The sequence below is a fragment of the Mangrovicella endophytica genome (genome assembly GCF_002893625.1).
In the GTDB taxonomy this organism is placed as follows: Bacteria; Pseudomonadota; Alphaproteobacteria; order Rhizobiales; family Rhizobiaceae; genus Mangrovicella; species Mangrovicella endophytica.
The window spans coordinates 593,994-612,954 of record NZ_PKMZ01000002.1; the positions used below are offsets into that span (position 1 = coordinate 593,994).

An 18,961-nucleotide genomic window follows, 5' to 3' on the forward strand; every position below is an offset into this window, starting at 1 on the left:
CGCCGGCGTTGTAGAGTGGAGACAAGAGAATGGAACGCATCAAGACCGATGTGGTCATCGTCGGAGCCGGCCCGGTCGGTCTGTTCGCGGTCTTCGAGCTCGGCCTCTACGATCTCAAATGCCACCTCATCGACATTCTCGATCGCCCGGGCGGGCAATGCGCCGAGCTCTATCCCGAGAAGCCGATCTACGACATTCCGGCCTGGCCGATCATTTCCGGACAGGAGCTGACGGACAAGCTCTTGGAGCAGATCGAGCCGTTCCACCCGACCTTCCACTACAACCGCATGGTGACGCAGCTGACGCGCCAGGCGGACGGCAGCTTCGTCGTGACGACGGACGAGAACGAGGAGTTCGAGTGCAAGGTCGTGGTGATCGCTGCCGGCGGTGGATCGTTCCAGCCCAAGCGTCCGCCAGTGCCCGGCATCGAGGAGTTCGAGGGAAAGAGCGTCTTCTATTCGGTGCGCCGGATGGACGAGTTCCGCGACCAGGACATCCTGATCGTCGGCGGGGGTGACTCGGCGCTCGACTGGACGCTGAACCTCCAGCCGATCGCCAGGAGCCTCACGCTGGTCCACCGCCGCGACCAGTTCCGCGCCGCCCCCGACAGCGTCTCGAAGATGATGAAGCTGCGCGAAGAGGGGAAGATCAACTTCCAGATCGGCCAGGTCACCGGCATCGTCGGTCGCGACGGGCAGATGCAGGGCGCTCTGATCAAGGGCGACAAGGGCGATGTGGAAGTCGCGGCGACGCGCATGCTCCCCTTCTTCGGCCTGACCATGAAGCTCGGGCCGATCGCTGACTGGGGGCTGAACCTCCACGAGAACCTGATCCCGGTCGACACCGCCAAGTTCGAAACGTCCGAGCCCGGCATCTTCGCCATCGGCGACATCAATTGGTATCCGGGCAAGCTGAAGCTGATCCTCTCCGGCTTCCACGAGGCGGCTCTGATGACGCAGGCCGCCAAGAAGATCGCCCATCCCGAGGACCGCGTCGTGTTCCAATACACGACGTCCTCGACCAATCTGCAGCGCAAGCTCGGCGTCGCCTGAGGGTAGGGCGCCGATCTATGCTCGGCTGCGCCGCGCAGCTGAAGCCCCTACTTGCGGCGGCCTGACGCGGGCGTTTCCTTGGCGGCCGCGCCGGCCGCCTCGCTTTGTGCGAGCGCGGCTTCGAAGGCGCGGCGCAGGCGGTCGTTGATCTCGCGCGCCTCCACGGCATCGAAGCGGATCTGCGCCTGATCGTGATCGGCGATGTAGCGGGCGGTGACCGCCCCGACGGTCTCTTGCATCGTCTCACAGTCGCGCTCGGCGCTGAGGTTGCGGATGGCGCTCTCCATCTTCTTCAGCCACAGCCGCGCGATGGCGCCGTGCTCCGCCTCGTGCCGGCGGATGTCGTTCTCCAGCGTCTTCCAGATCAGCGCCATTCGCTTCGACGGTTTGCGAGAGGGGCGCCAGCGCGGCAACGTGACGGTCAAGTCGAGCTTCAACGCGGCCGTATCGACGGCGCAGCCTGCCGGGACGGTGCGGTAGGTGACGCGGCCGGAGAAGGTCACCTGAGTCGTGCCGGGATGATGCAGGCCGGTCTCCGCCACCAATGGTCCGCTGCGGCTGAGGTCGCGGTCGAGTTCCTCCGGCGTTGAGCCGCGTATGGTGAAGTACTTCACCTGCTCGTTGACGCTCGCCGCACCGGCCGGTCCGGCGATCAGGAGCGTCAGGGCGGCAAAGGCGGCGCAACGACGTTTCTGCATGCCGGTCTCCGGAGCTGCTGAGACGGTGAACCTAGCGCAAGCCGCGCTAATAATCCGTACCCGTATGTCGTTTAACGAAAATGGGATTCGCCGACGGCGTCGATCCCGCCTGCGCACAAAGGCTCGGTTGCGCTGAAAGAGGCGAATGCCTAAGCCGGCACAAACGGGAGATTGCCGATGATCGAGCCGCGCGGCGGACGGTGGAGAGTGGCGCATGGCCGGGTGCTGGAACTCGGCTCCAACGCCACGATCATGGGCATCCTGAACATCACGCCGGACAGTTTTTCCGACGGCGGACGCTACCGCAACGTCGACGCGGCTGTCGTGGCGGCGATCGCTATGGTGGGCGAGGGTGCTCAGATCATCGACGTCGGCGGCGAATCGACCCGGCCCGGCGCAACGCCGATCGAGCCAGCGGAGGAGCAGCGGCGCATCCTGCCGGTCATCGAGGCGCTGGCGGCTGCGTCCGACTGCCTGATCTCCGTCGACACCTACCGCTCGGAGACGGCGCGGCTTGGCGTGGCAGCCGGCGCCCACATCGTCAACGACGTGTTCGGCGCGCAGAAGGATACCGCCATCGCACGGGTCGCCGCCGAGACCGGGGCCGGGCTCGTGCTGATGCACACCGGCCGCGAGCGGGAGAAAGTCGCTGATGTCATCGAGGATCAGCACCTGTTTCTCGAACGCTCGCTGACAATCGCCCGCGAGGCCGGCGTTCCCGACGAGGCCATCGTGCTCGATCCGGGCTTCGGCTTCGAGAAGAACGGGCGCGAGAACCTGGCGCTGCTTGCGCGCCTGGGCGAGCTGCAGAGTTTTGGCTATCCGATGCTGGTTGGAACCTCGCGCAAGCGCTTCGTGCGGGGCGCGATCGGTCGCGAGGATCCGGAACCCGATATCGCGACGGCCGCGACCAGCGTGCTGATGCGCGAGCGCGGCGCCGACATCTTCCGCGTCCACAACGTGTCCGCCAACCGGGACGCTCTCGCGATCGCCGACGCGATGATGGCGGCCATGCGCAGCCCCGCGCCGTGACGAGGCGCGCCTATCTCGGGCTCGGCGGCAATCTGGGTGATCCCGCCGCATCGATGGCGACGGCCCTGCAGGCGATCGACGCGCGGATGGATGCGGAGGTTGCGGCGGTGTCGCGTCTCTACCGGACGCCGCCCTGGGGCGTGACGGACCAGCCGGACTTCATCAACGCCTGCGCCGCGGTCGACACGGACCTCTCGGCACTGGCGCTGCTCGATCTTTGCCTGTCGCTGGAGTTGACGCTGAAGCGCGAGCGGCGCCTGCGATGGGGCCCGCGTACGGTCGACATCGACCTCCTCGACTATGCCGGCGAGATCTGGACAAGCGATCGTCTTACGCTGCCGCATCCCAGGATCGCCGAGCGCGCCTTCGTACTGGTGCCGCTGGCGGAGATCGCGCCGGATCTTCCGATCGAAGGCGCGACGGTGTCGGAATGGCTGGAACGCGTTGACGCCAGCACCATCCAGCCCGTCAGTGCGGATGGAAGCTGGTGGCGGACGGCCGGCTGACCGGCCGCCCCGGCTCGAAAGCGAGCTTTGGACTACTCGGACAGCGCGGTCTGACGGACGAGGCCCTGGCTGCGCTTCAGGTTCATGCCGATGACCGGAACGAGGTCGCCGGCCACGCGCACCGAGACGGTGATGTTCATGGCGTTGTTGTCGTCGAGGCGGGCGACCATAGCACCCTTCAGCTGCTTACGGTCGAGCCCGACCACCATGCGGTTGCGGTCGACGGCACCGGAAACGATGTCGAGGCCCTTGCCCTTGGCGCCGTCCTGGAACGCACCGGTATAGCTGGAGCCGCTGCGTACCACCTCGGCCCGCATCTTCTGGGAAAAGAGGCCGACGCGGCAGGAGCCGTCGAGCGCCATGCCAGTCTTCGTCTGATGGCTGGAGCCGTCGAAGTCGCAGACGAACTTGGTGCCCTTGTACTTGCCCGCGACGATCTCGCCGGGGCCTGTCCAGTGGCCGGAGACGGAGCGGAAGAAAGCCTCGTCGGATTCGGCGGCGGCGGGGGTCGCAACGGCGCAGCCCGCCGCAAGAGCAAAGCCTATACCGGCTGACAGCACTCGGATCATGACGAACCTTTCCGGGGCGAAGGGCTGGCGAAATCAACGCCTTCTTTATCGCTCGGATCGGTTAACGCGCCCTTTCCGCGGCGCTGCGACGTCGCTCCGCCTCAACTTCGGCGGGGCTGCGCGTGCCGGGACGGCGCAGTCCGGCGACAGTCGAAAGATCACCGATGAAGTCGCCGACGCTCGGACGGCGCAGGCGCAGGAAGGGCAGCGGGCGGCAGAGATCCATGGCCGACAGGCCGATCCGCGCGGTCAGAAGACCGTTGACGACGCCCTCGCCAAGCCGCGCCGACAGCTTCGCTGCGAGGCCGTGGCCGACCACCTGCTGCACCAGCCCGTCTCCCAGGGCGATGGAGCCGGTGACGGCAAGATGCGCCACGACGTTGCGCACGAGGCGCAGGAGCCCGATCGTGCCGGGCCGGGCGCCGTAGAGCTCCGACATCAGCCGGATCAGCCGGACGGTCTCGAAGAGGACATAGGCGATATCGACGAGCGCCTTCGGACTGGCGGCCGTGACCACCGACACTCGCTTGGAGGAAGCGAGCACCAGCGCCCGCGCCTTGATGTCCAGCGGAGCCAGGAGCTCAGCCTCGGCAATGGCGATCATGTCGCGGCCGTCGATCACCTCCTTCTCGAGGCCCGCGACGCGCGCGCGCGCCTCCGCCGTCTCCGGCCGCGTGGCCAGAAGGGCGGCAAGGCCCGTCACCGTGCGCCGCGCGCCATCCAGCGAGTCGGCCTCATAGGCGGCGAGCCCTTCGCGGCGCTCGCGATCAACGGCGGCCAGGCGCATCAAGGCCATGGTCTCGCGGGTGACGATGCCGATGGCGGCGAGCGCCAGCAGCACGGCCAGCGCGACGGCAACCCAGCCGAGCCACTCTGCCCGCGCGAAGAGGTCGCGGGTGAGCGCATCAACGGCAAGGCCGATGGCCAGCGAGATGAGGGCGCCGAGCGCTCCGACGAACAGCTTGCCGAAGGAAAAGCCGCGGCGGCGCGTCACGACGACCGGATCGGCGGCCGGGTCGAGCGCGACGAGATCGGCCTGGTCGATGGCATCCTCGGGATCGAGTTCCAGCGCCGCGACATCCTCGATGGCGCGGGGCTGGCGTGGCTCTGCCATAGGCGCCGCGGCTTCAGGCTTGCCCGTGCCGAGCCGATAAGCGCCCGGGCGCCGGCTGCTGGGCGGGAAGGGCGGCTCGTCGCTCATGCCAGCCTGTCTCCGAGAAGGAACTGCAGCGCCCGGTCCAGCCGGATATGCGGCAGGGAGAGCGTCAGTCCCTCTGCCGTACGCTCCAGCCGCGGCGGCTGGAACCGTACGAAGCTGATCGGGTCGAGACGTGCCGTCCCGTCCGCGAATAGTTTTGCCGGATCAGCCGGAAGGTCGCCCGGGAAGATGGCTGTTTCGGTCCGCCCGTCGAAGCGGTCGGCGCCGATCGTCTCGCCCTGCATGGGCGTCCCGACGATGACGGGCAGGGTATCGCCGCGATCCTCGACGCTGGCCTCGCGCGTCGCGCGGATCGCCGCGAGCGCGATCACCTCCGTCTTCGCGCCGGAAAAGTCGGCCCGCCTGATGGCGTCATCCATCAGGCGCCGCACGATCGCCTCCAGCCGGCGGTGGCTTTCGCGGTGGAGATGGTCCGCCTTGGTCGCGGCGATGAGGATGCGGTCGATGCGCCGCGTCAGGAACGAGGCGAGCCAGCTGGCGCGGCCGGGCCGGAAGGCCGTGAGGATGTCGGCCAGCGCATTTTCGAGATCGCGCACAGCTTCGGGGCCGGCGTTCAGAGCTTGAAGCGCGTCCACCAGGATGATCTGGCGGTCGAGGCGGGCGAAGTGATCGCGGAAGAAGGGTTTGACGACGACGCTCTTGTACGCCTCGTAGCGCCGCTGGAAGACGGCGGCGAGCGAACCCTTCGGATAGCTCCGGTTCGGCTCGACCGGCAGCGGGGCAAAGGTGAGGGCGGGCGAGCCCTCCAGATCGCCCGGCATCAGGAAACGGCCAGGCGGCAGCGTCGACAGGGCCGTACGATCCCTGCGGCAAGCATTGAGATAGGCCGTGAACGCAGCCGCCAGCGCTTGTGCCGCAGTCTCCTGCAGCGGAGCCGCGATATCGATCGCAGCCAGTGCCGAGAGGTAGCCCGCGGCGAGGGCATCACGGCCGGGGCGTCGGGCGCGCTCCAGCGCCTCGGTGGAGAAGGTCGCGAAATCTTTCTCCAGAAGCGGCAAGTCCAGCAGCCACTCGCCAGGATAGTCGACGATGTCGATCGACAGACGCCCGGCGGAAAACAGCCGTGACCAGCCGGAGGCGGACTGGAACTCCACGGTCAGCCGCAGCTCCGAGATCGCCCGCGTCGACTGCGGCCAGGCGCGTTCCTCCAGGATGGTGCGGATGTGATCCTCGTACTGGAACCGCGGCACCGCGTCGTCCGGCTGCTCCTCCAGCCGGCTGCCTGCGATGCGCCCGCTCGCCTGCGCCTCGAACAGCGGCAGCCGGCCGCCATGCAGGAGATTGTGGACAAGCGCGGTGATGAAGACCGTCTTGCCGGCCCGGGCGAGACCGGTAACCCCGAGCCTCATCGTCGGCTGGAAGAGGCCGGCGGTGCGGTCGGTGAAGGTGCCAAGGGCGAGCAGGGCCTCGTCGGCGATCGAAGTCATGGTACCCAGGCGTCAGAGCAGGATAGGGGGCGGTCAGAGCCGCCGAGGCAGTTGCGGGACGATATAGGTTCGCACAGCGCCCGCCGTAAGAGACGTCCTATGCGGAGGCATCCGGCACGAGGAAGTGCGTCAGCGTGCCTTTGCCGTGCGCAATGTCGGCGAGACATCCATGAAAGCTGATGACGGCAAGGGCGCATGTGGGGAAGCCGCCGCGCAGCCGCGCGCAGAGCGATGGATCGCCGCCCCCCACGAGGGTGAGGGCCAATTCTTCGACGGCGGGGTTGTGCCCGATCACCATGAGGGAGGCGGCGCCCTGCTGTGCCCGTGCCTGCGCGAGGTAGACATCGGGACCGCCGGCATAGAGCGCCTCGCAGAACTCGATCGGCATATCGGCTGGCAGCGCGGCTCGGATGCCGTCCAGCGTCTCGCGCGTCCGCCGGGCGCTCGAGCAGAGCACCCGGTCGGCCGTCAACTGATGCACGCCAAGAGTGTCCGAGAGCTGCACGGCGTCGGCGCGGCCACGATCATCGAGCGCCCGGTCGAAGTCGCGCGCGCCCGGTGACGGCCACGCGGCATGGGCGTGCCGAAGCACGAGAAGGCGGCAGGAGGAGGTCGGGTCCATCGCCAAGGGGTAGGCGCAAAGGTGACGTCGGGCAATGCCGCTGAAGGTGGAGCAGCGAGGCGAAGCCGGCGCATGGCTGGCGCAACCTTACATGCCTATGAGTCAGGCGGAACATTGTACGGGATCAGCGCAAACTGCATCCCGATGGTGCAATGCAAAAAATTAACGAGCGAAGTCAGCGTGTTAGGGACGAGGATCAAGAGCTTATAACAATCTTGAATCCGCTTGTTCCCGTTTCGAACCGCCGGTATAAGCTCGCCCCATCGGCGATGGAGATGCGTGATGAGTGAAACTCTGCATATCGATGCCCCCCTTCCCGACGATGGCCCTTTCATGAACGATCGGCAGCGGGACTATTTCCGCCGCAAGCTTCTGGCATGGAAGGCGGAAATACTGCGGGAGTCGCGCGAAACGCTCGATGCCCTCGCCAACGACAATTCCAACCTCGCCGACCTCGCCGACAGGGCCTCGTCCGAAACGGATCGGGCGATCGAACTGCGGGCGCGCGATCGCCAGCGCAAGCTGATCTCCAAGATCGACTCGGCACTGGAGCGTATCCAGGACGGCTCCTACGGTTATTGCGAGGAAACGGGTGAGCCGATCAGCCTGAAGCGTCTCGACGCTCGGCCGATCGCCACGCTCTCGCTGGAGGCGCAGGAGCGTCACGAGCGGCGCGAGAAGGTTTATCGCGACGAATAGGCCGTCGGCCTGTCTCAGCCAGAATTGTAGAGGGTCGCTTCGGCGGCCCTTTTTCGTCTGGATTGCCGTATTCGTCCCGGCGGCGGGCAGCGGGCCCGGCCGGCCTCGATATGCCTGAGCGGCCAATCAGCCGCCGCCTCGAAAGGCTTTTCCGGCACGTGGAGCTTGCGCGGCGACCACGTCGTGAGCTGGCCTGCTTGCCAAGTCGAATCCGCCGGCCGTCTCAAGTGATTGAGCGAACGGCATCTTCCAAGTTTGACCCACGGTCGCATCGAGACGATGCCGCAGATATTGGCTATCGCCTGCCTCCGGCATTCGGGTCTGAGAACCTGAGTCCGCCCGAGCGGCGAATCTCTTGATGCTGCTAGCACTTCCGAAATCGGAGGTGCCGGCGCCGGCACCGGCGTTGCCTTCCTCCCGCGCAGGCAGTCGCGCCAAGCGCCGCGACGATCAGCGCTCCGGCGGCCGGCGGCTGAACTCGCTGAGGAACTGCTCCATCTCCTGCTCCAAACTCATCGCCACAGGCGGCTTTGCCTCCGGCAAGGGCGATGACGGGGCAAAGCCGAGATCGCCGGCGGCTGGCGACGGAGCTTCGTCCAAGTCACTATTCTCGGCTGCCCGAATGTTGCTATCGGCGTCGAGCTCAGCAGAGAGGATGTCCTCGAGGCTCGGCTCGGCGCTGGCCTCGTTCGGTGCCGACTGCAACTGCGGCTGCAAGGCCGGCTGCGCCGCAACGGGGATGGCCGCTACAGGTACAGCCGCAGCAACGGCAGGCGCTGCGACAGAGGCGCGCGGATCCTCGGCTGGTGCTGCGGGTTCGAAGGTGGAGCGGCGGTTCTGGATGGTGCTGGCGAAGCTGCGGACCGAGAGCGGCTGACGCCCCTCGGCATCGCGGTCGACCGGGATCGCCGGCGCCGCCTGCGGCACGAAAGGCCTGATTCCAACAGCCGGTGCCGGCTGCTCAGGCGCCAAGGGTGAGCCGGGGGCCGCGGCGGCAGCCGTAGCGGGCGGCGGCGATGCCTCGCTTGGCGCGGTGCGCATCGTCGGGAAGACGGGCATCGCGACGGCCGGCGGGTCACGGCGCACGGTCGTCGGCCCTGCGCTCGCGGGCGCCGACGGTGCAACGGGCGTATCAGCCTGGGGCCGCGCGGGAAGCGTCGGCGTTGCCATGGAACGCGGTGGACCGGCCGGCGGCGCGACGGGCGGGACAGTGCTTCGCCCGGACGGCATCGGCGGCGTCCGACGCTGCGGCTCGCCGGCTGTTGCCACGGACGGTGCTCGACGCTCGCCGGCCATGGCGCTGCGCACGATGTCGGCCGGGTCGATCGAGGGCGCCGCCGGCCGCTGCGGCGGAACGGCTTCGCGGCGCGGGGCCGCCGCTGCCGGCGGTACGGCGGCGATCGGTCCATCCTGTGCCGGCGACACAACCGGCGCCGCCTGGCGCGGTTGGAAGGAGCGATCGGCAACGGGTGCGACCGGCGGTGCAACGGCCGGAATCGGAGCGGGCGCGGGTGAAACAGCCGGCGCTGCGACCGCGACCGGTGCCGGAGCCGCGGCGGGCACCGGTGCCGCCGGCGGTACGGCGCGATCCTCAGCCCGCGTCGTCAGCTCAGAGTTTGCTTCAGTCTGCACCGGCTGCTGGACCGCTTGCGACGGCTTGGCCTGCACGACGGGCACTTCGATGGCTGGAGCCACGAACGCGACACCGGGTGCGACCGCCGGCGCGACACTCGGCGCCGTGCGGGGCGGGGCGGCGACCGGTCGCTCCTGCTGCTGTGAGGCCATGATGCGGTCGAGGATGGCGTTGTTCTCAAAATCCTCGGCGCCGAGCTCCGCGATGCCCGCCTCATGGCGGGGACGTGCAGCCGCCGGAACCCGCAGGATGCCGGATTCGACCACGAGATCATTGCCGCCGCCGATCAGGATGAGGTGCTCGACCTCGTCGCGCCGGACCAGCACCAGCTTGCGCTTCTGATCGACGCCGGCGACGTCCATGACAGCCAGCCGAGGCGCTCGGCCTTTGGCGCGCATACCTATGGAGCCGCCAAAGGCCTTGCGGGCGAGCGTGATCATCAGCATCGCCAGGGCGATCACGATCACCGCTGCGATCGCGACCCATACGATCGGCGCGAGGCTTTCCCCCACCAGATCGACCAGCCATTGCGGCATTCTGTGCTCCTGTCGATGATGTTCCAGCGCGCCGACCGCACCATGAATGCGGTAAGCACCAAAAGATGGCGCAAACGCCCGGCGGCAAGGGCGGCGCCAGCCTCGCCCCTCATATCCGCTTAATCATGTCGCACGAAGCTACGCCAGGCAATTTCGGCAATCGGCCGCTCCGACGCCCTGATCGGCAGCTACAGGGCCGCCTCTCGCCATTGCATGGCTTTTAATTCACAATCGCGGCCGCTGGCGGAGTAATGCGAATCATGACGGACGGAGCGAGCGTGGCGACGCCCGACAAGCCCTTCATCGACCGGAGCGCGAATGCGGCCGGAGTCCGCCGGCTGCTGATGCTGGGAGGATCGTTGATCCTTCTCGCGGCGCTTCTGGCGCTGTTCGGCCATGCCTACGGGCTGGCAGCACTTTTGACGATCTTCGCCGCACTCGCGGTCATCGGCATCGCGTCGATCTTCGCGTTCGCGCTTGGGGTCGTCCAGCTGAGCGTACGCTCATCGGACAAGTCCGTGACCGGCGACATCGTCGATTCCATGGCGACCGGGACGCTCGTTGTCGATCGCAAGGGGCGTATCATCTACGCCAACCGGGCCTATGGCGAGATCACCGGGGCCGGCGGCGCCGACGACGTGAAGACGCTGGAGCGCCTGCTCGGCCGCGATGCCGAGGCGTCCGAAGCCATCTACAAGCTCGCCAATCTCGCGCGTGAAAACCAGGCGGGACAGGAGGAGTTTCGCCTTGCCCGCGGCCTGGCCGGCCGGGGTACGCCGCATTGGTACCGGATCTCGGTGCGGCCGTTGCGCAACGCCAACGCGCATCTGCAGGCCTGGCAGATCGCCGACATCAGCAGCGAACGGCAGGAGCAGGAAAGCTCCTTTCGCGAACTGCAGCATGCGATCGACTACCTCGACCACTCGCCCGCGGGCTTCTTCGCCGCGGACGAGTCCCTGCAGATCGCGTATCTCAATGCCACGCTCGCCAACTGGCTCGGCATCGACCTCGTCTCCTTCAAGCCATACGAGCGCTCCGTCCTCGACTTCGTGGCGGACGGTTCGCGGGCGCTCTTGAAGGCCGCAGCGAGCGCCGAGGCCGCTGCCGACCAGCCGGTGCTCGACATCGACCTTGTCACCAGCGCCGGGCAGATCCTGCCCGTCCGCCTCCTGCGCAACGGCGAACGCGGTCGCGACGGCACCGCCGGGCTCAGCCGCACGCTCGTCCTCCATCGCAGCGTCGACAGCGACGGCACCGGGCCGGTGGATGCCGCCGAGGTGCGCTTCACACGTTTCTTCAATTCCTCCCCGATGGCGATCGCCGCCATCGACGGGCAGGGGCGTGCGACCCGAGCCAACGCCGCCTTCGCGCGGCTGCTTGGGCCCGCCGCGGCGGCCGGTACGCAGCCCCTGTCGGAGTGCCTGCGTGAGGACAGCCGCGAGGCGCTGCGCCACGCACTGGAAGCCGCGCTCCGCCGCCAGCCGAACATCCCGGCCGTCGATGCCGAGACGGCCGGCGAGCCGCAGCGCACGCTGCGCCTGTATGTCAACGGCATCGGCGACGTCTCCGACAGCTCGGAGGAGGCGGTGATCCTCTACGGCGTCGACATCACTGACCAGCGCGCCCTTGAAGAGCAGTTTGCCAAGAGCCAGCGCATGCAGGCGATCGGCAATCTCGCCGGCGGCATCGCGCACGACTTCAACAACGTCTTGACCATCATCACCGCGTCGGTCGACTTCCTGCTGCTCAACCACCGCACCGGCGATCCGTCCTTCCAGGACCTTCTGCTGATCAAGCAGAGTGCCAACCGGGCCGCCTCGCTGGTCCGCCAGCTGCTGGCCTATTCGCGCCGCCAGACCATGCGGCCGAAGATGCTGAACCTGACCGACGTCATCGCCGACATGCATCTTCTGCTGAAGCGGATCTCGGGCGATCTCGCCAAGCTGGAGCGCCACCACAGCCGCGATCTATGGCCGGTGATGGCCGATATCGGCCAGTTCGAGCAGGTGATCACCAATCTCGTGCAGAATGCGCGCGACGCCATGACCGATGGCGGCACGATCACCATCTCGACCCGCAACGTCCCGGCGGCGGAAGCCGTCAGCTTCGGCTATGCCGAGCTGACCGAGGGCGACTACGTGCTGGTCGAGGTCGCCGACACGGGGTCCGGCATGCCGGCCGACGTCGTGGAGCGGATCTTCGAGCCCTTCTTCACCACCAAGGAGATCGGCAAGGGCACCGGGCTCGGCCTCTCCATGGTCTATGGCATCGTCAAACAGTCCGGCGGCTACATCTTCGTGGAATCGAAGCCCGGCAGCGGCACGACCTTCCGCATCTTCCTGCCGCGCCATGTGCCGGTGGAGAGCGCCGCGCCCCGCGTCGAGACCGGATCACCGACTGCGAGCGCCAAGACGGATCTCTCCGGCACCGCCTCGATCCTTCTCGTCGAGGACGAGGATCACGTGCGCGCCGGCAATGTCCGTGCGCTCAAGATGCGCGGCTACGAGGTGCACGAGGCCTCGTCCGGCGTCGAGGCGCTGGAGGTGATGGAGGAACTCGAGGGCAAGATCGACCTTGTCGTCTCGGACGTCGTGATGCCTGAGATGGACGGGCCGACGCTCCTGCGCGAAATGCGCAAGACGCGGCCGGACCTGAAGTTCATCTTCGTTTCCGGCTATGCCGAGGAGGCTTTTGCCAAGAACCTGCCGGAGGGCGAGAAGTTCGGCTTCCTCGCTAAGCCCTTCTCGCTGCGTGACCTTGCCGTGTCGGTGAAGGACATGCTGGACGAGTAGGCTCTAAGGTCGGGCCGCTGCAACGTCGCGGCCGCGGCCTCATGGTCGAGGCGGCGGCCGCGTCGTCCCAGGCCGCCCCGGCGCAGTCGAGGCTTGGTCAGGAGACCCGTTGCGCGGCCTTCAACGCCACCGCGATCTCCGCCGCCAGCCTGGCGTTCGATTCCACCAGCGCGATGTTGGCGACGAGCGAGCGGCCGCCGCTGAGCTCGAACATCTTCGACAGGAGATAGGGCGTGACCGCCTTGCCGGTGATGCCGTCTTCTTCGGCTGCCCTCAGAGCCGAGGCGATCCAGCCGTCGATCGTCTCGCGTCCGATCTCGGCTTCGGCTGGAATGGGATTGGCGATCAGCATGCCGCCGGGAATGCCCAGCGCTTCGCGCGCGGCCTGGAAGGCGGCGATCTCGCCGGCGCTGTCGAGCCGCAGCGGCGCCGTCAGTCCGGAGGAGCGCGACCAGAAGGCGGGGAACTCGGCCGTGCCGTGCCCGACGACCGGAACACCTTTGGTCTCCAGGACTTCCAGCGTCTTGCTCAGATCCAGAATCGCCTTGGCGCCGGCGCAGACGACGATCACGGCCGTGCGCGCCAACTCCTCCAGATCGGCCGAGATGTCGAAGCTCGTCTCGGCGCCGCGGTGGACGCCGCCAATGCCGCCCGTCGCGAAGACGCCAATGCCCGCGGCTGCGGCCGCCAGCATTGTCGCGGCGACCGTGGTCGAACCGGTCCGGCCGGTCGCAATCGCGAAGGCGAGGTCGGCGCGCGAAAGCTTCATCGCGCCGCTGCTTCGCGCCAGGCTTTCAAGATCGGCAGGGTCGAGGCCGATGCGCAGCGTGCCGTCTAGAACGGCGATCGTCGCCGGCACCGCGCTCGCCTCGGTGATGATCGCCTCGACACGCTGCGCCATACGCAGATTGTCCGGCCAGGGCATGCCATGCGTGATGATGGTCGATTCGAGCGCGACGATCGGGCGCCCGGCGGCAAGCGCGGCCGCGACGGCGGCGGAGGGGCGGAAGGCGGGTTCGGCCATGGTGCGGGACCTTATGTGATGCGCCGCGGCTGCGGCATTTGGCCGACGAGCGCTGCGATCTGCGTCTCGAAGTCGTGGGGCGGAAACGAGGCGGGCGCGGTGATCCGCAGTGCCGCTGCGGCCTGGCCGCGCTGCACTGCCGACAGGAGCGACTCGCCCGAAAGGATGGCGTGGAATGCGACGCCGGCCAGCGTATCGCCAGCGCCGGTGACGTCCACGGGTGAAACTGCTGGCGGCGACTGCCGGTAGACCCCGCCGCCGTCGAGGATCGCGGCGTCGTGCGGACCATCTGTGATGACGGCCGCCTTCAAGCCGACCGCGGCAAGCCCGCCCGCCAGCGCGCCGACATCGGTCAATGCTCCGTCGCGACCATGGGCCTCTGTCTCCAGCGAATCGAGCAGTGCCGAGGCTTCGGCCTTCGATAGGAAAGCGACGGACAGGAACGGCAGGATGCCGCCCAGCCGAGGCGCCTTCGCCGGTGAAACACCGATGGCGGCGATCGGCCGTCCATCGGCCAGGGCGGCGAGGTGGCGCAGGCCGCTCTCCGGCAGATTGGCATCGACGAGCAGGGCGTCGGCTTTTGCCGCCAGATCCCGAAAATGCTTCCGGGACAGGGCGCGTGCCGTGAGGAGATCATAGAGGCCCATATCGGCAACGCCGACGATGAGTTCGCCGTCGCAGTCCAGGACGGCCGTGTAACTCGGCGTCCGGCGGTCCAGCCAGACGACCCCCGCGTCGATCATGCCCGCCCGCGCGATGGCAACGGCGACCTCGTTGCCGGCCGTATCACCGCCGCGCGCGCCGACGACGTGCACTATTCCGCCGAGAGCGCTCATCGAGAGGGCTGCATTGAAGCCGCCGCCGCCGATCCGCTGAGAGCTTGTGCCGGGGTTCGACGCGCCTGGCGTGGCCGGCGCGGAGGTGCGGCAGATGGTGTCGCGATGCGCACCGCCGACCACCACGATCTCGAACTGGCTTTCGCTCTGCTCGTTCATCCCGCGTTAACCCTTCGACGCGGCGGCGAATGCATCGAATCGGCCAGCGAAGCTAGAACAAAACGCTATCATGACTTGCAGGACGAGAACAAAAGAGGTACATAGAAATCCCCGGCGTGATTGCGCCCATTCCCAACGCGTGGAATAAGGTCCCAGCCCATGGCACAGAATTCGCTTCGTCTGGTTGAGGATAACGGATTGGACAAGACTAAAGCCCTCGACGCGGCGCTTTCGCAGATCGAGCGGGCCTTCGGCAAGGGCTCGATCATGCGTCTCGGCCAGAATGACAAGATCGTCGAGGTGGAGACCGTCTCCACCGGCTCGCTGGGGCTTGATATCGCCCTCGGGATCGGCGGTCTGCCGAAGGGACGTATCATCGAGGTCTACGGACCCGAGAGCTCGGGTAAGACCACGCTGGCTCTCCACACCATCGCCGAGGCTCAGAAGAAGGGCGGCATCTGCGCCTTCGTCGACGCCGAGCACGCGCTGGATCCCATCTATGCCCGCAAGCTCGGTGTGGATCTCGAGAACCTCCTGATCTCGCAGCCGGATACCGGCGAGCAGGCGCTGGAGATCACCGACACGCTGGTGCGCTCCGGCGCGATCGACATCCTCGTCGTCGACTCCGTCGCGGCGCTGACGCCGCGTGCCGAGATCGAGGGCGAGATGGGCGACTCGCTGCCCGGCATGCAGGCGCGCCTGATGAGCCAGGCGCTGCGCAAGCTTACCGGCTCGATCTCGCGCTCCAAGTGCATGGTCATCTTCATCAACCAGATCCGTATGAAGATCGGCGTCATGTTCGGCTCGCCCGAGACGACGACCGGCGGCAACGCGCTGAAGTTCTACGCCTCGGTCCGTCTCGACATCCGCCGCATCGGCTCCATCAAGGAGCGCGAGGAGGTTACCGGCAACCAGACCCGCGTGAAGGTGGTGAAGAACAAACTCGCCCCGCCGTTCAAGCAGGTCGAGTTCGACATCATGTATGGCGAGGGTGTCTCGAAGAGCGGTGAGCTCATCGACCTCGGGGTCAAGAGCGGCATCGTCGAGAAGTCGGGTGCCTGGTTCTCCTATAACAGCCAGCGGCTCGGCCAGGGCCGCGAGAACGCCAAGCAGTTCATGCGCGACAATCCCGATGTCGCCAACGAGATCGAGCTGGCGATCCGGCAGAATGCGGGTCTGCTGGCTGAGCAACTGCTCGACACCGGCGATGACGGCGCTGACGGCGAGGACTGACCGGATCGAATGAGAGTGGCTGGTGCACTGACGGGCACCAAACGCTTCAGTTCGGAATGTCGCGGAGGGCGGTGCGTGGAAGCGTGCCGCCCTTCGGCTTTTCGGACATGGCTTGTTTCGGCGCGGGTTGACGGCCGCAAGATGGACAGGGTCCGGACGCCCCGCTAAAAGCGGCTCGCCAGCGCAGCGGACCTTTCGGCACCTCGCGCACGGCCTGTTTTCCAAAGCGGTCCAAAAGGTTGCTTCATGAGTGGCGTGAACGACATCCGGTCGGCGTTTCTGCAGTTCTTCGCCAAGAACGGCCACGAGGCCGTTGCCTCATCGCCTCTGGTGCCGCGCAACGACCCCACATTGATGTTCACCAATGCCGGCATGGTCCAGTTCAAGAACGTCTTCACGGGTCTTGAGAGCCGTCCCTATTCGCGCGCCGCGACGTCGCAGAAGTGCGTGCGCGCCGGCGGCAAGCACAACGATCTCGACAATGTCGGCTACACCGCCCGGCATCACACCTTCTTCGAGATGCTCGGCAACTTCTCCTTCGGCGACTATTTTAAGGAGCACGCGATCGAGCTGGCCTGGAACCTCCTGACCAAGGAGTTCAGGCTGCCGCAGGAGAAGCTGCTCGTCACCGTCTACCATGATGACGACGATGCGGCCTCGCTCTGGAAGCGCATCGCCGGCCTGTCCGACGACCGCATCATCCGCATCGCCACCTCCGACAACTTCTGGCAGATGGGCGATACCGGCCCCTGCGGCCCGTGTTCCGAGATCTTCTATGATCACGGTGAGGGCATCTATGGCGGCCCTCCGGGCAGCCCCGAGGAAGATGGCGACCGCTTCATCGAGATCTGGAACCTCGTCTTCATGCAGTTCGAGCAGATCGAGCCGGGCAACCGGGTTCCGCTGCCGCGACCTTCGATCGACACCGGCATGGGCCTCGAGCGCGTTGCTGCCGTGCTGCAGGGCGTCCACGACAATTACGACATCGATCTTTTCCGCACGCTGATCCGCGCCTCCGAGGAGCTGATCGGCGTTGATGCCGTCGGCGAGCGCCGCGCGAGCCACCGCGTCATTGCCGACCATCTGCGCGCAACCGCCTTCCTGATTGCCGACGGCGTTCTGCCCTCCAATGAGGGCCGCGGCTATGTGCTCCGGCGCATCATGCGGCGCGCCATGCGCCATGCGCGCCTTCTCGGTGCGCGCGAGCCGATCCTCTACCGCCTGCTGCCGACCCTGGTTGGCGAGATGGGCCGCGCCTATCCTGAGCTGGCACGTGCCGAGGCGCTGATCTCCGAGACGCTGAAGCTGGAGGAGAAGCGGTTCCTGCAGACGCTGGATCGCGGCCTCTCGCTCCTCGCCGATGCCACCGAGGGCATGGATGCCGGTGCCAAGCTTTCGGGTGAGACGGCCTTCAAGCTTTATGACACCTACGGCTTCCCTCTGGACCTGACGCAGGACGCCCTGCGCCAGCGCGGCATCGAGGTGGACACGCAAGGCTTCAATGCCGCGATGGAGCGCCAGAAGGCGGAGGCGCGCGCAAGCTGGGCCGGCTCCGGTGAGGCCGCGTCTGACACGATCTGGTTCGGCATCCGTGAGCGGGCCGGCGCGACGGAGTTCCTCGGCTACGACACCGAGCAGGCGGAGGGCGCCGTCCTGGCCATCGTCAGGGACGGCGTCGAGGTCGATACAGCTCAGACGGGCGAGGAGGTGGCGCTGGTCCTCAACCAGACGCCGTTCTACGCCGAATCCGGCGGGCAGCTCGGCGATACTGGCACGATGCGGGGCGACGGCGTGGTGGTGACGATCACCGACACGCAGAAGGCGGCCGACGGGTTGTTCATCCACAAGGGCCGCGTGGCCGAGGGCACGCTGCGCAAGGGTGCTGCACTGGAGCTGAGCGTCGACCATACACGGCGCAGCCGCATCCGCGCCAACCACTCGGCGACCCATCTTCTCCATGAGGGCTTGCGCGAGGTCCTCGGAAGCCATGTCGCCCAGAAGGGCTCGATGGTGTCGCCGGAGCGTCTGCGCTTCGACTTCTCCCACCCCAAGCCAATCGAGGCGGGCGAGCTCGCCGAAGTCGAGCGGCTGGCGAACGGCATCATTCGGCAGAATGCCGCCGTCGAGACGCGCCTGATGGCCGTCGATGACGCGATCGCGTCCGGCGCCATGGCGCTGTTTGGCGAAAAGTATGGCGACGAGGTCCGAGTCGTCTCGATGGGCATGGCGGAGGAGGGCGAGAAGGCCGGCCGCTCCTATTCCGTGGAACTGTGCGGTGGCACCCATGTGCGCGCCACCGGCGATATCGGCCTTGTCCATGTGCTGAGCGAGAGCGCGGTCGGCGCTGGCGTGCGGCGCATCGAGGCGCTGACTGGCGACGCGGCGCGCGCCTACTTCCTCGAACAGGAAGCGCGGGTGCGCCGTATGGCGGCGGCGCTGAAGGTCGGGCCGGCCGAGGTGGCGGACCGGCTGGACGCCATCGTCGAGGAGCGCCGGCGGCTCGAGCGTGAGCTTGCCGATGCCCGCCGCAAGCTGGCTCTGGCAGGGCCGGCAGGCGGTGGCGACGCCGGGGCGAAGACCGTGAACGGCGTGAGCTTCCTCGGCCGCGTGCTCGACGGTGTGCCGGGCAAGGACCTGAAGGGCATGGTCGACGAGGCGATGGCCGGCCTGTCCTCGGGCGTCGTGGCTTATGCCGGTGTTGCCGAGGGCAAGGCGAGCGTAGTCGTGGCCGTCAGCAAGGACCTGACCGGCCGTTTCGATGCCGTGCAGCTCGTGCGTGCGGCAAGCGGCGCCATCGGCGGCAAGGGCGGTGGCGGACGTCCCGACATGGCGCAGGCGGGCGGGCCCGATGGCGACAAGGCGGCGGAGGCGATCGCGACGGTGGAGAAGGCGCTCGCCTGATCGAAGGGCGGGCGGCGGGGATC

15 protein-coding genes are annotated in these 18,961 nt (G+C 67.4%); 7 read left to right on the forward strand and 8 right to left on the reverse strand.

Annotated elements, in window-relative coordinates; genetic code table 11:
- Positions 1 to 29 precede the first annotated feature (29 nt).
- Entirely contained in the window at positions 30 to 1,052 is a 1,023-nt protein-coding gene (locus C0R46_RS08390; protein ID WP_102959128.1) for an NAD(P)/FAD-dependent oxidoreductase, read from the forward strand.
- 47 nt (positions 1,053 to 1,099) lie between these two features.
- On the opposite strand, the gene C0R46_RS08395 is transcribed toward C0R46_RS08390, so the two are convergent.
- Positions 1,100 to 1,750 (reverse strand): DUF922 domain-containing protein, encoded by a 651-nt coding sequence (locus C0R46_RS08395; protein ID WP_157944589.1) that lies wholly within the window; start codon positions 1,748 to 1,750, stop codon positions 1,100 to 1,102.
- Between the two features lie 177 nt (positions 1,751 to 1,927).
- Here C0R46_RS08395 and folP point away from each other — a divergent pair, with 177 nt between their 5' ends.
- Both folP and folK read left to right on the forward strand, forming a co-directional pair.
- Positions 1,928 to 2,782 carry a dihydropteroate synthase gene (gene folP, locus C0R46_RS08400; RefSeq protein WP_102959130.1) on the forward strand — a complete coding sequence of 285 codons (855 nt, stop codon included), beginning with the start codon at positions 1,928 to 1,930 and terminating at the stop codon, positions 2,780 to 2,782.
- Entirely contained in the window at positions 2,779 to 3,288 is a 510-nt protein-coding gene (folK, locus tag C0R46_RS08405) for a 2-amino-4-hydroxy-6-hydroxymethyldihydropteridine diphosphokinase (protein ID WP_102959131.1), read from the forward strand. Before folP ends, folK begins: the two co-directional genes overlap by 4 nt.
- A 32-nt stretch (positions 3,289 to 3,320) precedes the next feature.
- Here folK and C0R46_RS08410 read toward each other — a convergent pair whose 3' ends face one another.
- The 4 genes from C0R46_RS08410 to C0R46_RS08425 form a co-directional block, all read right to left on the reverse strand.
- On the reverse strand, positions 3,321 to 3,857 hold the full coding sequence (locus tag C0R46_RS08410) for a hypothetical protein (protein WP_102959132.1): 537 nt from the start codon (positions 3,855 to 3,857) through the stop codon (positions 3,321 to 3,323).
- Positions 3,858 to 3,918: 61 nt separating this feature from the next.
- The gene (locus tag C0R46_RS08415) at positions 3,919 to 5,058 is read right to left on the reverse strand and encodes a YcjF family protein (RefSeq protein WP_102959133.1); all 1,140 of its coding nucleotides are present in this window, start codon (positions 5,056 to 5,058) and stop codon (positions 3,919 to 3,921) included.
- A complete protein-coding gene (locus C0R46_RS08420) occupies positions 5,055 to 6,503 on the reverse strand; it encodes a YcjX family GTP-binding protein (protein ID WP_102959134.1) in 1,449 nt (482 codons plus the stop codon). The genes C0R46_RS08415 and C0R46_RS08420 overlap by 4 nt, the downstream gene beginning before the upstream one ends.
- A gap of 97 nt (positions 6,504 to 6,600) precedes the next feature.
- Positions 6,601 to 7,125, reverse strand: coding sequence for a SixA phosphatase family protein (locus tag C0R46_RS08425; RefSeq protein ID WP_102959135.1), 525 nt, complete (start codon positions 7,123 to 7,125; stop codon positions 6,601 to 6,603).
- A gap of 282 nt (positions 7,126 to 7,407) precedes the next feature.
- Here C0R46_RS08425 and dksA point away from each other — a divergent pair, with 282 nt between their 5' ends.
- On the forward strand, positions 7,408 to 7,824 hold the full coding sequence (gene dksA / locus C0R46_RS08430) for an RNA polymerase-binding protein DksA (protein WP_102959136.1): 417 nt from the start codon (positions 7,408 to 7,410) through the stop codon (positions 7,822 to 7,824).
- A gap of 450 nt (positions 7,825 to 8,274) precedes the next feature.
- Here dksA and C0R46_RS08435 read toward each other — a convergent pair whose 3' ends face one another.
- Positions 8,275 to 9,993, reverse strand: coding sequence for a flagellar biosynthetic protein FliO (locus C0R46_RS08435; protein WP_102959137.1), 1,719 nt, complete (start codon positions 9,991 to 9,993; stop codon positions 8,275 to 8,277).
- Between the two features lie 260 nt (positions 9,994 to 10,253).
- Between C0R46_RS08435 and cckA the strand changes: the two genes are divergently transcribed.
- Entirely contained in the window at positions 10,254 to 12,785 is a 2,532-nt protein-coding gene (gene cckA / locus C0R46_RS08440) for a cell cycle histidine kinase CckA (protein ID WP_102959273.1), read from the forward strand.
- Between the two features lie 97 nt (positions 12,786 to 12,882).
- On the opposite strand, the gene C0R46_RS08445 is transcribed toward cckA, so the two are convergent.
- On the reverse strand, positions 12,883 to 13,809 hold the full coding sequence (locus C0R46_RS08445; RefSeq protein WP_102959138.1) for a pseudouridine-5'-phosphate glycosidase: 927 nt from the start codon (positions 13,807 to 13,809) through the stop codon (positions 12,883 to 12,885).
- 11 nt (positions 13,810 to 13,820) lie between these two features.
- Positions 13,821 to 14,804 (reverse strand): carbohydrate kinase family protein, encoded by a 984-nt coding sequence (locus C0R46_RS08450; protein WP_102959139.1) that lies wholly within the window; start codon positions 14,802 to 14,804, stop codon positions 13,821 to 13,823.
- A 159-nt stretch (positions 14,805 to 14,963) separates the two neighbouring features.
- On the opposite strand from C0R46_RS08450, the gene recA reads away from it, so the two are divergent.
- Together recA and alaS are read left to right on the forward strand one after the other, a co-directional pair.
- The gene (gene recA / locus C0R46_RS08455; RefSeq protein WP_102959140.1) at positions 14,964 to 16,037 is read left to right on the forward strand and encodes a recombinase RecA; all 1,074 of its coding nucleotides are present in this window, start codon (positions 14,964 to 14,966) and stop codon (positions 16,035 to 16,037) included.
- Between the two features lie 246 nt (positions 16,038 to 16,283).
- The gene (alaS, locus tag C0R46_RS08460) at positions 16,284 to 18,938 is read left to right on the forward strand and encodes an alanine--tRNA ligase (protein ID WP_102959141.1); all 2,655 of its coding nucleotides are present in this window, start codon (positions 16,284 to 16,286) and stop codon (positions 18,936 to 18,938) included.
- Positions 18,939 to 18,961: the final 23 nt, after the last annotated feature.

Coding starts and splice junctions, on each gene's coding strand:
- C0R46_RS08390 (WP_102959128.1), top strand. CDS start 30: ATGGAACGCATCAAGACCGATGTGGTCATCGTCGGAGCCGGCCCGGTC.
- C0R46_RS08395 (WP_157944589.1), bottom strand. CDS start 1,750: ATGCAGAAACGTCGTTGCGCCGCCTTTGCCGCCCTGACGCTCCTGATC.
- folP (WP_102959130.1), top strand. CDS start 1,928: ATGATCGAGCCGCGCGGCGGACGGTGGAGAGTGGCGCATGGCCGGGTG.
- C0R46_RS08410 (WP_102959132.1), bottom strand. CDS start 3,857: ATGATCCGAGTGCTGTCAGCCGGTATAGGCTTTGCTCTTGCGGCGGGC.
- C0R46_RS08415 (WP_102959133.1), bottom strand. CDS start 5,058: ATGAGCGACGAGCCGCCCTTCCCGCCCAGCAGCCGGCGCCCGGGCGCT.
- C0R46_RS08420 (WP_102959134.1), bottom strand. CDS start 6,503: ATGACTTCGATCGCCGACGAGGCCCTGCTCGCCCTTGGCACCTTCACC.
- C0R46_RS08425 (WP_102959135.1), bottom strand. CDS start 7,125: ATGGACCCGACCTCCTCCTGCCGCCTTCTCGTGCTTCGGCACGCCCAT.
- dksA (WP_102959136.1), top strand. CDS start 7,408: ATGAGTGAAACTCTGCATATCGATGCCCCCCTTCCCGACGATGGCCCT.
- C0R46_RS08435 (WP_102959137.1), bottom strand. CDS start 9,993: ATGCCGCAATGGCTGGTCGATCTGGTGGGGGAAAGCCTCGCGCCGATC.
- cckA (WP_102959273.1), top strand. CDS start 10,254: ATGACGGACGGAGCGAGCGTGGCGACGCCCGACAAGCCCTTCATCGAC.
- C0R46_RS08445 (WP_102959138.1), bottom strand. CDS start 13,809: ATGGCCGAACCCGCCTTCCGCCCCTCCGCCGCCGTCGCGGCCGCGCTT.
- C0R46_RS08450 (WP_102959139.1), bottom strand. CDS start 14,804: ATGAACGAGCAGAGCGAAAGCCAGTTCGAGATCGTGGTGGTCGGCGGT.
- recA (WP_102959140.1), top strand. CDS start 14,964: ATGGCACAGAATTCGCTTCGTCTGGTTGAGGATAACGGATTGGACAAG.
- alaS (WP_102959141.1), top strand. CDS start 16,284: ATGAGTGGCGTGAACGACATCCGGTCGGCGTTTCTGCAGTTCTTCGCC.